Raw genomic sequence first — 13,902 nt, forward strand, 5'->3', positions numbered from 1 at the left:
GCGGACCCGGCCGTTCGTCGACCAAGGAGCCCCGGTGGAACCGTCGAGAACGCTCGCGAGGGCGGCAGGCCTCTGCTACTTCGCCACCCACATCACCTCGATCGGCGCACTCGCCCTCTACGGGCCCGTCCTGAACGACCCCGGCTACGTCCTCGGCGCGGGCCCGGACGGCCGGGTGCTGCTCGGCGCCCTGCTCGAAGTGCTGCTGGCCCTCGGCATCGTCGGCACCGCCGTCACGCTGTACCCGGTGACCCGGCGCCACAACGAGGCCGTCGCCGCCGGCTACGTGGGCCTGCGCGTCCTGGAGGCCGCCGTCATCGCGGTCGGCATCGTCGGCCTGCTCGCCGTGGTGACCCTGCGCCGGCACGGTGCGGACGGCGCCGACCCGGCCGCACTCGCCACCACCGCCCGGGCCCTGGTGGCCGTCCACGACTGGACGTTCCTGCTGGGCCCCAACTTCGTCTGCGGCGCCAACACCCTGCTGGCGGCGTACCTCATGTACCGCTCCCGCCTGGTGCCGCGCTTCGTCGCCGTGCTCGGCCTGATCGGCGGCCCGCTGATCTTCGCCTCCGCCGTCGCCGTGCTCTTCGGCGCCTACACCCAGGTCTCCACCTGGGGCGCCCTCGCCGCCGTCCCGGTCTTCGCCTGGGAGCTCTCCCTCGCCACCTGCCTGGTGACGCGCGGCTTCGCCCCGGCCGCCACCCCTGCCCCGGCCGTCGCCTGAACCACTGCTTTCCGGCCAATCACAGCCGGCCCAGCCCGTTCGGGAGCGGCCGCGGCCGATCGGACCGGCCCACGGCTCCCACCGGCGGGAATGCGGCGCCGGGCCGGCCGCCGGAGACCCGGGGCCGGAGATTCCCGATGCGGGACCGGTGCCGGTCCGGCGTCCGGGCGGCCCGGAACCGCCCGGTGGCGGCCCCGGGGATCCCGGCCGACGGCCGTGACGACGGGCGCGAACGTCCGCCCGTCGCGCGGTGCGGCCCCCATGGCCGATCCACGTCCACCGCCGACGACCTGCCGGGCGACTCGGCCGTCCCGGCTCCGGCGGAACGGGTGCACCGCAGTCCGTCCGGAGTCGTGCGCCGCGTCGGCGGCCCACCACCGTGCACCCCGCCAAATTCGGCGTGAACGCGTCAGGTGTTGAGGGGCGTCCTCCGGTTTCCGCCGCCACGGCGCCCGCACCCTGGTTAGTGTCCGCCCGGTACCGGCGCCCGCCGGTTCATCGGTTCGTGTGCAAGGGGGAGTGGAAATGGGCGCAGGACAGCGGGTGGCCGGCCTGACCGCCGCGGCGGTCATGGCGGCCGGTGTCGGCCTCGTCGGCTTCGCCGGCCCGGCGGCAGCCGTGTCGACCAGCTGCGACGTCGGCAACGTCTGCCTCTACGACGACTCGTACTTCAACGGCGGCAGCTGGATCCACGGCGCCAACGCGGGGACGTACAACCTCACCGGCTTCAACGACCGCACCTCCTCGTGGATCAACAACTCCTGGACCAGGGACGCCAAGTGGTTCTGGGGTGCGAACGCCACCGGCGGCAGCGAGTGCATGAACCCCAACTCCAGTAACGGATACGTCGGTTGGTACAACAACGACGAGGCCAGTTCCGTCCGCGTCTACACCGACGACCTCGCCTGCTGACCTGCCCGCACCTGGCGGTCCGGATCCTGCACCGCCGCGGGATCCGGACCGCGGCCGACTGAACCCCGAGGGGAACACAGCGTGTCCGTAGTGCAGTTCGAGGCCGTCGGCCGGACCTTCCGCTCGGGCGGCGCCGAGGTCCGCGCCCTCGCCGGCGTCGACCTGCGGGCGGCGCGGGGCGAACTGGTCGCCGTCATGGGTGCCAGCGGCTCCGGCAAGACGACGCTGCTGAGCATCGCCGGCGGTCTCGACCGCGCCGACAGCGGCACCGTCCGCGTCCTCGGCCAGGACCTGACACGGTGCTCCGAACGGCAGTTGGCCCGGATGCGGCTGACCGCCGTCGGCTTCGTCTTCCAGGAGCTCAACCTGCTGGCCGAGCTGACGCTGGAGGAGAACGTCGCGCTCCCGCTGGAGGGCGCGGGGGCCGGCCGGCAGGCCGCCCGCTCCGCCGCCCGGGCGGCCCTGGCCCGGGTCGGCCTCGACGGCACCGGCGGACGGTTCCCCGACCAGGTCTCCGGCGGCCAGCAGCAGCGGGTGGCGATCGCCCGCGCCGTCGTCGGCGACCGGCGCCTCGTGCTGGCGGACGAGCCCACCGGGTCGCTGGACTCGGAGACCGGCGTCGAGATCATGAAACTCCTGCGGGAGCTCTGCGACAACGGCACCACCGTCCTGCTCAGCACGCACAACCCGGCCAACGCCGACTTCGCGGACCGCGTCGTGCACCTGCGGGACGGTGCGCTCGACCGGATCGAGGAACGGGCCGCGCCCACGGGCCGCGAGGACGCCCGGTGAACCACCGTCACCTCCCGGTCGACCTCCGGCTCGCCCGGTCGGTCGTCATCGGCACGGGCCGCCGGCGCGCGATGCTCCTCCTGCTCTTCGCCGTCCCCGTCCTGCTCGCCACCGCCGCCGCGTCCGTGGTGGACACGCTCAACCTCTCGCCGCAGCAGCTCGCGACCGCGGCCATGGCCCGGGCCGACCTCCAGGTCGACCGGACGGAGCCGGGCCCGGCCCCCGCCGACCTGGCCGCCCTCGTCGGGCCGCTGCCCACCGGCACCGCCGCCGTCCCCTACTACCGGGCACCCGAGGTCCCGGTCGTCCTCGGCGGTCTCACCGGGTACGCCGCCTACCGGGAGAGCGACTGGACGGCGGCGGCCACGCGCGGCTGGCTGCGGGCCACGGCCGGGCGGCTGCCGGCCGGCCCGGCCGAGGCCGCCCTCTCCGGCCGTCTCGCCGCCGGGCACCACCTGGGCATCGGCGACACCCTGCGCTTCCGCGGCTCGGCCACCCCGGCCGTCGTGGTCGGCCTGGTCGAGGACCCGACCGCCCACGACGCCGAGTTCGTCGCGGGCGGGCCCGGCCTGTTCGAGACCTGGTCCGACCCGGCCCACCCCGCGGAATCCGGCGTCACCCGCGGCTGGCTGGTGACCGGCCCCGACGCGGCACGCCTGATCGGCCCGCGGGCGGCGCAGCTGCACCTCGCCGTCCGGACCAGGCCGCAGGTCGCCTCGGCCGCCCGGACCCTGCTCGCGGCCCAGCCCGGACTCGTCGCCCTCCCCGGGCTCCTCCTCGTGCTGGCCGGCTCCGCCGCGGCCTTCGGCATCCGGATGCGCCGCCTCCAGCGGCAGTTCGGCCTGCTGTCCGCCGTCGGCTTCGACGGTGCGCGGCTCGTCCGGCTGGCCCGGGCCGCGGGCCTGCTGGCGGCCGCCGTCGGGGGATCCCTCGGCGTCCTCCTCGGAACGGCCCTCGGCGCGGCCCTCCGACCGACGGTCCGCGCGGCCGTCCACCGCGACCTGGCACCGGTCGACCTCACGTCACTGCGCCCGCTGCTCCTGCTGGTGGCGACCGTGCTGTGCGGTGCGCTCGGCGTCTGGCTGCCCGCGCGGCTCGCGGCCGGGCACACCGTCCGCCGCCGGCTCAGCCGTGTCCCCGTCGACACCGCGGGCCGGCGCCGCCGGCGGTCTGCGGCGGTCTGCGGCGCGCTGGCGGCAGTCGCGATCACCGGCGGGGCGGTCGCCGGGTCCAGCACCCCCGGCGTGGCCGGCGGCCTCGCCCTCCTCGCGGCGACCCTGCTGGTGGTGCCCGACCTCCTGGTGCTGCTCGGCCGGGCCGCCGCACCGCTCGGACCGGGCCCGCGGTTCGGCCTCCGCGACCTCGCCAGGGACCGGCGGCGCCCGGCCGCGGCGGTCGTCTTCGGCGTGGTCACCGTCGCCTTCGCCGCCTCCACCGCCGTCTTCGTCGGCAGCAACACGGCCAGGGACGCCCGCGAGTACGCCGGTTCGCGGCACCCCGGGCAGATCGAGGTGGTGCTGCGGGACGCCCCGCCGTCCGACGCCGTCGAGGCCGCGGTGCGCCGGACCGTCGGCGCCCGGGCCTCCGTCGTCCAGGTCCGGGGCGTGTACGCCGCGGACCGACCCGCCGCCGACGCGCCGTCACGACTCGCCCTGCCGAAGGTCGCCCTCCTCGCGCGGTCGGCGCAGGCCGCGAATCCCCACGGCACCCTGCAGATCGTGGAGACGGAGGCCGACTTCCGTGCGCTCGCCCTGCGGGACCGGACGGCCGACGAGGCGGCCGCCCTGACGGCGGGGAAGGTCGTGGTGTTCGACCCCGGCTTCGTCCGGGACGGGAGCGCCGTGCTGGCCTTCGAACCGACGCCGGGTGCGGCGGGCCGGCCGCCGCTCACCGTCGCGGCCCGCCCGGGCGCGGCCGTGGACCGGACCACGCGCAACCGTGCCGCGGGTGTCCTCACCGGCGCGGCCGCCCGGGGCCTCGGCCTGTTCCCCGTCACGACGACCTACCTGGTCACCCCGGAGGAGGCGCTGCCCCCGGGCATCGAGCGCCGGCTCGGCACGGCCCTCGAACCCCTCGGGATCCCCGCCACCGCCCTCCGGATCGAACCGCCGCACACCCGGTCCGTCCCGGCCCGGTGGAACGTCATGACGGCGATCGCGGGTGCGGCCGTCCTGGTCGCGACCCTGCTCGCGGTCTCCGCCTCCACCCAGGAACTGCGGCCCCGGCTGCGACTGCTCCACGTCATCGGCTTCGGTGGCCGCACCCAGCGGCTGGTCTCCGCGACGCAGGCCACCGCGATCACCTCGCTCTCGCTCGGCTGCGGACTCCTCACCGGCCTCGTCCTGGCCGGCGCCCAGCTCTGGCCGAAGGGCACCGCCCTCGTCGTCCCCTGGGCGTCCCTCACCGCCGCGACCGCCGGCCTGATCACCGCCGCCGCACTCGCCGGCTACCTCGTCCCACCCGCCGCCACCCGCACCCGCAGCCGATCCACCGGCTGAGCGCCCACAACGACGAAGGCCCCGACCGGGAACCGGTCGGGGCCTTTCGTCCGCCCTGGCGGGCAGAGGCGGAGGATACGAGATTCGAACTCGTGAGGGGCTGCCCCCAACACGCTTTCCAATTCTCCCGGACGTTGTCCGACGAGGTCCGTACAGGTTCTGACCTGGGGCAGTGCGGTTCGCGGCCAGGGTGTCGGACGTGGTTGAACCGGGGTGAATGAGACCAGGACCGAGACCGGGCCCGACCGTGCTCCGCGGCGGCTGGGATGCGCCGACGCTCTGCAGGGCCGACTTCTTGGTGATGTCGACTTGCAGGGAGGTACGTGACCGGAGGCGTAAAGCGCCGCGGTCGGGCGTAATGGAAGGACCGGACCGGTGAATCGGACCGGAGTGCCAGGGGTGATCCAGCCCGTGCGGTTGCACGCGACGGCGGTGGGCAGGGACGGTGAGCGGAGGCCCGCCATGGCAAGGCCGGAGCGGTCGGCGGGGTTCGGCGCGCGTGCGCTGGGCGCGCTGCTCGATCAGGCCCGCGAGCTTCCGCCCCGGTCGATCGCACCGCTGGTCGCCGATGCGGTGAACGGGTTCGGTGGCCGTGGTCCGGCGATCCTGCTGCAGGACTACGGCCAGCTGGTGCTGGTGCCGCTGCCGGGGCTGGCCGTCGGGGAGCCGGTGCCGATCGACGGCTCTCCTGAAGGGGCGGCTTTCCTGCGCGGTGTCCCGGTCGAGGAGCCGCGGGCCGACGGGGTGCGGATGTGCCTGCCGTTGCTGGACGGCGGTGACGAGGTCGGGGTGCTGGCCCTCACGCTGGACACCGTCGATGAGGACGACCGGCGGCTGCTGCGGCGTTTCGCTGCCCTGGTCGCGGATCTGCTGATCACCAAGAGCGGCTACACCGACCGGATCTTCCAGGCCCGGCGTCTGGAACCGATGAGTGTGGCGGCGGAGATCCAGTGGTCCTTGCTGCCGCCGCTGGCGATGACCGTTCCCCGGGTCGCGGTGGCGGGCATCCTCGAACCTGCGTACCAGGTGGCCGGGGACAGCTTCGACTACGCGCTCAACGACGACCTCCTGCACGTGGCCACGATCGATGCCATGGGTCACGGGCTGGACGCCGCCACGATGGCGACTGTTGCCATCGGTGCGTACCGGCACGCCAGACGCGCCGACATCGGGCTGGCCGAGATCTACGCGTTCATGGACCGGGCCATCGCCGAGCAGTTCGGGCCGGACCACTTCGTCACCGCGCAGATGATGCGGCTGGACACCGCCACCGGCCACCTGCAGTGGGTCAACGCCGGCCATCCCATGCCGTTGCTGATCCGCGATCACGTCGTCGTCGAGCGGCTGGAGAGCGCGACCACCCTGCCGGTGGGGTTCGGCGGCGAGGAACCGGTGATCAGCGAGCGGCTGCTGCGGCACGGTGACCGGGTCCTGTGCTTCACCGACGGCCTGGTCGAGGAGCGTGAGGCCGGCGGGGAGCAGTTCGGGGAGGAACAGCTCATCGAGTGGGTCAACCGCGTCGAGCGTTCGCAGGACGGGGTGCGGGCCGTGGTGCGGGCACTCTCCCATGTTCTGAAGGAGAAGCGGGGCGGGTTCACGAGTGATGACGCCACCCTGTTCCTGATCGAGTGGCGCTGAGACACCGGCACCCCACCGCGGCTTTCGAGGTGCCGGGCCGCTCTCATCCGATCAGGAGTTCGACTGCCGGGGTGTGGTTTCCGGTCGCTGAGGCTCTGGCCATCGCCGAGGTGGCCATGGCCGGAAGGGAGCCGGGCGGCACCACCAGGAGCAGGAAGTGGTCCTGGAAGCCCCGCGTGACGCTGATCGTCGCGTCGCTGCCGGTGAACCAGTTGATCCTGATCGCCAGGCCGTTCACCGTGACAGACCCGGGCACGCCGTTCCAGGCGGAGATGTCGAGGCCGACCCGGACGATGCGTCCGAGGTGGGCGCCGAGCGCGGTGATCAGGTCCGGCAGCTCGGCGAGGACGTTGTCCGAGCGGGGCCACCAGGCCCCGTCGAAGACACCCTCCCGCGACATGGTCGGTTCCAGTGCCAGGCGCGGCAGCAGCGGGGCATCGGGCACCGACCACGGCTCGGGGGACACAGGGAGGGGGATCGGCATCACGAGGGGCCGCCCGTCCGGTCCGCGAAGGACCAATTCTTGACCCAGGGCGACGTCGGCGCTGATGCCGGTGTGCGGAATGTCCTTGGTTGGCTTCCACCGTACTCCGCGGCGCTCTTCCCCGGGGCCGCCCGCCACGGGAGCGGCCCCGGAGTTCATCCGGGCCACCCCGTGTTCCGGTACCCGTTCTCGACTCCGTGAAGCTGTGGTCACGGGACGACGAAGGCCCGGACCGCATGGTGCGGTCCGGGCCTTCGAGAAGGCGGAGGATACGAGATTCGAACTCGTGAGGGGTTGCCCCCAACACGCTTTCCAATTCTCCGGTGCGGTGTCTGCACCTGTCCATTCGCGCCCTGACCTGCGGTGTTCGGAGCGTTCTCCCCGCCGACTCGACCGTGGGTGGACAGCGACGAACGAGACGGAAACTGACTGGGTGTTTCACCCGTAGGCGGGTCAATTGATCCCGGTTTCCGGGGCTCCTGGGCTGCTGGCGTTCGGTGACGCTTGGGGCTCTGTGTGGCGGGAGGGGCGCCGTTGCACGAATGTCCGCCGGAACTGTGCGCTTCCTCCTGTCTCATCCCTGGATGCCGGGCCTGAGTGTGTTGTCTCTCGATTACCGCGAGCCCTGGGCAGAGCGACGATCCCGCAGTATGCCGTCGTCATGACGGAACGTCGACCGTATCCGAGCGACCTGTCCGATGCCCGCTGGGCCCTGGTCGAGCCCACCCTCACCGCCTGGCGCCGGGCCCGGACCGAACGCGCCCTCGCGTTCGGCCGACCACCCGAGCACGACCTGCGCGACCTGCTGGACGCCATCCTCTACGTCGACCGCACCGGCATCCCCTGGCGCTACCTCCCGCACGACTACCCGCCCTGGGAAACCGTCTACGCCTACTTCGCCCGATGGCAGAAGGAGGGAGTATTCGAGCAGCTCAACGGCCTACTCCGACGCCTTGTCCGCACCGCCGAGGGCCGCGATCCCGAGCCGACGGCCTGCATCATCGACTCGCAGAGCATCAAGACCTCCACGAACGTCCCCCTCGCAGGCCAGGGCGCCGATGTCGGGAAGCGGATCGTCGGCAGGAAACGCAACATCGTGGTCGACACGATCGGCCTGCTGCTCGTGGTGCTGGTCACCGCCGCGAGCGTCCAGGACAACGCCGCCGGCCGACAGCTGCTGACCGCGGTCGCGGCCGAGCACTCCACCATCGGCAAGGCCTGGGCCGACATGGGCTACAAGAACGCCGTCGTCGAACACGCCGCCACCCTGGGCATCGACCTCGAGATCGTCCGCCGCGACCCCACGACCAGGGGATTCGTCGTCCAACCCCGCCACTGGGTCGTCGAGCGCACCTTCGGCTGGCTCATGAACCACCGCCGCCTCGCCCGCGACTACGAAGCACTCCCGGCCCGCTCCGAAGCCATGGTCCACGTCGCCATGATCAACCTCATGACCCGCCGCCTCACCGGCGAGACCACCCCGACCTGGCGCGGCACCTGACGTCCAAAGTCAGGGACGAAACGCCCAGTGAGACGGCCGATCCGCATTGGAGGCCGGTCCCTTGGTGGTTGTCAACCACACGAGAGGTGGCGTCGGTGCTGCCGGTAGCCTGCTGCGGAGCGAAGGGGTGAGACGTGGAGCAGGTTGTTCGCGAGGTGGCCGCAGAGGGGGGATCTGCCTCCTACACCGTGGGGGAGCTGCGGGACCTGGTCGGTGCTGGGCGTACCAGCCGGCAGGTCGCCGAGAAGATCTCCAACCTCCTCCACAGGTATGGCCTGCGGCACCTACCGTCCACGATTCCCGCCGACCAGAACCGTACGGTTCTGGTGTTCGACCCGGAGCAGGCTAAGGGCATCTTGATCCAATGGGTTCTTGAGGCCGAATCGACGGATATGCGTAAGGCGCAGGGCGCCGTGGTGGCGCTGTCGTACCTGCTGAGACACGGCTAGAGGTACACCTTCCCCTCCTCCTGCTGGTCGCGAGCCGTGTCGTTGTTGGCCATCCAGGTGTCAAAGCTGCAGCCAGTCCCAATGGGTCTGGCCCACAGCTGGTCCATGGGGGTTAGGTTCGTTGACACCGGTTCATTGCACGCAGCTCTCCTAACACGATCACATGGCCGGCTGTGCCGATGGGATCGGTCAGTCGCCGAATAACCTTCCTCTGACCTGAACTTGGGCGTGGGCTTCCAGGTCGGTCGTGCTTCGACCGAGGGCGACACGGTAAGCGCCGTCAGCGATGCGCCACTGGCCGGCGCCACCGTCGAAGTGAGCGAGCAGACGGGGGTCCGCCGTCAGCTCTACGCGCTGCGACTGCCCGGGGGCGAGCTGGACCCGTGCGAAGCCCATCAGCCGAAACAGAGCCTTCTCGGCGACGCCGGTGAGGTAGAGCTGGGGAACGTCCGCGCCCTCCCTGGCACCAGTGTTGGTGACGGTGACGTTCATGGTGACGGTGTCGCCGCCGCTGACCTCGGCATCGGTGTAGGCGAAGCTGGTGTATGTCAGGCCATATCCAAAGGGGAACAGCGGCTTGGCGCCGGTCTTGGCGTACCAGCGGTAGCCGACATCGGATCCCTCGCGGTAGCTGATGGTGGTGGGCGTGCCCCAAGGAGCTCCCAGGCCAGAAAGGTCAGGGCGGGGGGTGTCTCTCAGGTCGGCGGGGAAAGTGATCGGAAGGCGACCCGAGGGGTTGATCACGCCAGTGAGCATTTCTGCTATGGCTAGGCCGCCGGCTTGGCCCGGGTACCACGCTTCGACGACGCCCGCGACCTCATCCAGCCACGGCATCGCAATGGGTGAGCCATTCTCCAGTACGACGACAGTCTCGGGGTTGGCCGCGGCAATCGCCTCGATGACTGAGTCCTGCCCCCACGGTAGGGCGAGGTCGGGTAGGTCGAAGCCTTCGCTCTCGACGCGGATGCCGAAGACGACGACGATGTCACTACGGCGGGCCAGGGCGGCGGCGTCGGCGGGGTTCGTGCCGGGGTCATATTCGATGGTCGCGTCGGGCAGCAGCTTGCGCAGTTCGTCCAGCGGGGAGGACGGCAGCAGGAACAGGCTGCGGGCGCTGCCCATGATGCCGGGGCCGCCGAGGTTGATGCTGGCTGCGTAGCCGCCGGGTGGGACGACGGCGCTGGAGCCGGTGCCGGTGAGCACACCGAGGTGGGCGTAGCCGCCGATCACGGCGATGCGCGCGGCGGATTCGGCGGGAATCGGCAGGATGCCGTTGTTCTTGAGCAGGACGATGCCCTGGCGGGCGGTCTCCAGGGCGATGTGATGGTGGAGGTCCATGTCGACTGCGGGCGTCGGCCCCCAGGTGTCGGCGCCGACCGCGTAGATCGAGCGCAGAATGCGGCGGACCATGTCCGACAGCCGTTCCCTGGGAAGTCGGCCCTCCTGGTAGGCGGTCTGGAGGGTATGGGTGAACCACTCCTGCCCCCACATCATGGTGTCGATCTGGGCTCCGGACTCCTGGTCCAGGCCGTGCAGCGCGCATTCCCAGCCGGTGGTGCCGCCCCAGTCGGACATCACCCAGCCCGCATACCCCCAGGCGTCCTTGAGGATGTCGTTGAGCAGGAGTTGGTTGTCGCCGGCGTAGACACCGTTGATCTTGTTGTAGCCGGACATGACCGCCCCCGGCTGCGCGCGCTCGATCGCGATCTGGAAGGCGAGCAGGTCCGACTCGCGGTGAGCGTCCGGGTCGATGACTGCGTCCAGCCAGTGCCGGTTGGTCTCGTTGCAGTTGAGCGAGAAGTGCTTGACCGTCGAGATCACGCCTTCGGCCTGTGTACCCGCCACGGCCTCGGCGGCGAGGACGGCGCTGTGCCAGGGATCCTCGGACAGGTACTCGAAGTTGCGGCCGTTGCGCGGGTCGCGCACCAGGTTCATGCCGCCGCCCAGGAGCACGTTGAAGCCGCGTTCTCGGGCCTCGCGTCCCAGCATCCTGCCGGCCTCGCGTGCCAGGACAGGATTGAAGCTCGCACCGGTAGCCAAAGCCGCAGGCAACGCGGTGGCTGTGTCCCCCGGGCGGTAGCCGGGATTGGTGATGCCTAGGCTTGCGTCCGACATCCGCAACGCTGGCACCCCCAAGCGCGGAACGCCGGGCACATAGCCCACGCTCATCGCCATGTCCGGCGGGATGCGCTTGTCATGCGTGGGCATCTCCGTCGTCACGCCGATCACGCTGACTACTAAGGACAGTCGCTCAGCGTTCGTCATCTGCGACTCGATCGCACGAGCCTGCTTGTCAGCACCGGAGTCAACGGGCACAGTCGGACTCCTCATCGCTCGAACTCCGGGATCTATTCTTCCACGCAGCCTGCCGACCGTCGCGGCTACCCATCTAGGTGAATCGGCGAGCGGCAGTCAGAATGATCTCCTGGGCTATCTCCAGCAGATGAGGCTGCAGGTAGGCGGGACGAACGCGCCACGGAGATCGAGCTGGCGTTCCCCAGCGGAGAGTGGATCGATCACCCGAGCAGACACGGGAAGGCTAATCTCCTCGTGGAGTCTTTGCCAATTATTGAACCAGCCTCCTATCGTCACGCACAGTACAAACCGATTCGGCACGTGGCAGGAGTTGTGGCTATCTTTCAGGACTGCCACGCTAGAAGACTGGTCACCCATAACCCCATGTCACCAGAACATGTGGTGCCCCTCCCCCGGCTAGCTCCCTGCGCGGTTGCAGACCTGCGGCAGCGGAACGAAAATTGAACCCGCAAGGCCCCATAAGATAGGGCGTGTGAAATGAATATTGGCCACGCTCAAGTCACCGTCCGGCGAATGGTTCAGGCTATATCTCAGGGATACTGGAAGCCGACATCTGCCGCTTTCTATCTCTATGAGCATGCGGTGGAACTTGACGACATATCGGGTGATTCGCCAGACGGCGATGATCTCGCCGAGCATTTAATCGAGATCTTCGTCACAAGCATCTGCATTGCAGATCAATACAGCGTTGCGCTAAATGGCGCATACAGGGCCTCGGGGATGAATGCAAGCATTGAAGCAGAGTTCGAGCAGCGCAAAAATGGACCCGATATTGATCTTGCCGGAGCCATCAAGGAAGTTAAGCGACTCACGTCGGAAGTGGCTCGAATTATCACTTTCTATGAACTTGACAGACTTCCGACAAATCCAGGTAAATTCCGCTCCCTGGCCGATGCGATCCCGGTGCTCCACGCCGCAATAATACAGTCATTCACCAAGATTGATATGCCATTCGAGCAGGCTTTTTTTAAGAAGCTAGATAATGCAACTGATTCTCAGAGGTTCGATCGCTACTTCGACCCGGGTACGGCTCCCTGCCTCGACGCTTTCCTGAGAATTAAGGACAGGTCTCAATGCATTTTTGCATCCCAGTCGCGCATCTGGGGTGCGCCGACCTACGTGCCGACTGAGTCTCTCCAGGAAAACCTAAGCTCGTCTCTCCCATTCCTTACATCTTTTGTCCGGGTTGCGCAAAGGGAGCACTTGGATGGATTCCTTTTCGCCTTTCCAGTAGGTGTATTTCTGGGCGACATACCTTCACTGTCCAGGTTGATCAAGACGCTAGTGGTATTCTTGATGGCAAACGATCCGGCCGGCCCTCGCCCCTTCTCTCGCGACGAGGCCACTAGTGAAGGCTGGCATTTCTCGTTTGACAATGAAGATTTCTTTATTAACGTATTCTCGCCCTGCTATGGATACACGCACAGTCGCTATACTCACGGCATTAATGACTGGATATTTGTCCTCTTGCAGCCAAACTCATCCTTCCATCACAAAATGCCTCGCGATAGGGCGAGTGCTAATATTCAGCAGATTCGCGACGCGTTCCAAAACGTCTACCAAGGATATGAACATCAGAATCTAGAGGCGCATAGGTTTGTGCTTCCGGAAAATCATGCCGACCCTCCGGTTGCATGGTACGACGCGCCCGAATTCGTAGAAAAAGTGGGAGGGTATGTCACGCCTCCCAGTAGCGAAGGATAGAAATTATAAACCTGTCACCTCTTATTCAAGTGCTGTAGTTATCTGCTTCATGGAATGCGCTACGATGACTGCGCCGGCATCGGCCAATCTATTTTCCTTGCCCGGCTTGTTGGCGTAACTGATAGTTTCGACCCCTGCGGCACGGCCAGCCTCGACATCGCGCGCAGAGTCACCAATAAAAATGGAGTCAGCGGGAATGCTGGGTGCGGCCTCCATGGCGTCAAGTAGGAGGCGCGGACTAGGCTTCATGGAAGAGGGCTCACCCGGCACGCGGCCGAATACGCCATCTACCTGCCGGGTGAGGCCCCGGGCTGATAGGTATGCCTCGATTGCGATGCCGGAATTATTGCTAACAATCGAGACCTGGCGCCCTGTTCGGATGCAGGCATGAATGAGCATATCTCCGTGGGGGTTCGGCTTGCCCATGAGTGCAGCTTGCTTTTCAAGGTTGGCCAATGTGGCGTCAACTTTTGCAGTGATTTCAGGCCGGGCGCTGGCGATTTGAGCAAATAGGGCTAGCGGATCGGTCTCGGTTTCGAGTCTGCTGGGCAGCAGCTCGCCTTCGGCAAGTAGGTCATTGAATAGGCGTCGGGCCACTTCCGGGGCGGGAAATCCAGCGAAGATCGATCAGAGTGGACCGTTGAAATCGAGCAGAATGTGCCTGGCTGGCCGGAGAACATCAGTGAGCGATCGGGAATCCGTAGTCACGGCTGACGCTCGTAAGCAATCGTGGACCACACGCTGTCGACCACGTCTGGGCCTGCTGAACGTACTGCGAACCGAGAGAGGGCCTTCGCCCTGAGAGGTGGACACGCTGATACTGGATCTGCTTGATCCGGAGGAAGCGAGAACAGCGCCGATGGCGATGAAGGACTACTCGGACG

The 13,902-nt window shown here is 68.5% G+C and carries 11 protein-coding genes; 8 read left to right on the forward strand and 3 right to left on the reverse strand.

Features of this window, described 5'->3' with window-relative positions:
- Positions 1–34 precede the first annotated feature (34 nt).
- From IE98_RS0126765 to IE98_RS0126785, 5 genes are all read left to right on the forward strand, one after another.
- Positions 35–724 (forward strand): DUF4386 domain-containing protein, encoded by a 690-nt coding sequence (locus tag IE98_RS0126765; protein WP_043175183.1) that lies wholly within the window; start codon positions 35–37, stop codon positions 722–724.
- A gap of 525 nt (positions 725–1,249) precedes the next feature.
- A complete protein-coding gene (locus IE98_RS0126770) occupies positions 1,250–1,636 on the forward strand; it encodes a peptidase inhibitor family I36 protein (RefSeq protein ID WP_078661328.1) in 387 nt (128 codons plus the stop codon).
- Positions 1,637–1,717: 81 nt separating this feature from the next.
- On the forward strand, positions 1,718–2,428 hold the full coding sequence (locus tag IE98_RS0126775) for an ABC transporter ATP-binding protein (RefSeq protein ID WP_043175185.1): 711 nt from the start codon (positions 1,718–1,720) through the stop codon (positions 2,426–2,428).
- Positions 2,425–4,926 carry an FtsX-like permease family protein gene (locus IE98_RS0126780; protein WP_030273213.1) on the forward strand — a complete coding sequence of 834 codons (2,502 nt, stop codon included), beginning with the start codon at positions 2,425–2,427 and terminating at the stop codon, positions 4,924–4,926. Before IE98_RS0126775 ends, IE98_RS0126780 begins: the two co-directional genes overlap by 4 nt.
- 462 nt (positions 4,927–5,388) lie before the next feature.
- Positions 5,389–6,564 carry a PP2C family protein-serine/threonine phosphatase gene (locus IE98_RS0126785; protein ID WP_030273214.1) on the forward strand — a complete coding sequence of 392 codons (1,176 nt, stop codon included), beginning with the start codon at positions 5,389–5,391 and terminating at the stop codon, positions 6,562–6,564.
- Positions 6,565–6,607: 43 nt separating this feature from the next.
- Here IE98_RS0126785 and IE98_RS0126790 read toward each other — a convergent pair whose 3' ends face one another.
- On the reverse strand, positions 6,608–7,030 hold the full coding sequence (locus tag IE98_RS0126790; protein ID WP_159401076.1) for a DUF5994 family protein: 423 nt from the start codon (positions 7,028–7,030) through the stop codon (positions 6,608–6,610).
- A gap of 679 nt (positions 7,031–7,709) precedes the next feature.
- Here IE98_RS0126790 and IE98_RS0126795 point away from each other — a divergent pair.
- Together IE98_RS0126795 and IE98_RS0126800 are read left to right on the forward strand one after the other, a co-directional pair.
- A complete protein-coding gene (locus IE98_RS0126795) occupies positions 7,710–8,549 on the forward strand; it encodes an IS5 family transposase (RefSeq protein ID WP_030273218.1) in 840 nt (279 codons plus the stop codon).
- 134 nt (positions 8,550–8,683) lie between these two features.
- Positions 8,684–8,998: a hypothetical protein gene (locus IE98_RS0126800; RefSeq protein ID WP_030273220.1), complete on the forward strand. Its 315-nt coding sequence runs from the start codon at positions 8,684–8,686 to the stop codon at positions 8,996–8,998.
- A 189-nt stretch (positions 8,999–9,187) separates the two neighbouring features.
- On the opposite strand, the gene IE98_RS0126810 is transcribed toward IE98_RS0126800, so the two are convergent.
- Positions 9,188–11,314: a glycoside hydrolase family 3 protein gene (locus tag IE98_RS0126810; RefSeq protein WP_199922970.1), complete on the reverse strand. Its 2,127-nt coding sequence runs from the start codon at positions 11,312–11,314 to the stop codon at positions 9,188–9,190.
- Positions 11,315–11,791: 477 nt separating this feature from the next.
- Here IE98_RS0126810 and IE98_RS46780 point away from each other — a divergent pair, with 477 nt between their 5' ends.
- Positions 11,792–13,018, forward strand: a complete 1,227-nt coding sequence (locus IE98_RS46780; protein ID WP_078661329.1) for a YqcI/YcgG family protein — start codon at positions 11,792–11,794, stop codon at positions 13,016–13,018.
- 21 nt (positions 13,019–13,039) lie between these two features.
- Here IE98_RS46780 and IE98_RS46785 read toward each other — a convergent pair whose 3' ends face one another.
- A complete protein-coding gene (locus tag IE98_RS46785; protein ID WP_234443683.1) occupies positions 13,040–13,615 on the reverse strand; it encodes an HAD family hydrolase in 576 nt (191 codons plus the stop codon).
- Positions 13,616–13,902: the final 287 nt, after the last annotated feature.

It is taken from the genome of Streptomyces sp. NRRL B-24484 (genome assembly GCF_000717715.1).
Taxonomy (GTDB): Bacteria; Actinomycetota; Actinomycetes; order Streptomycetales; family Streptomycetaceae; genus Kitasatospora.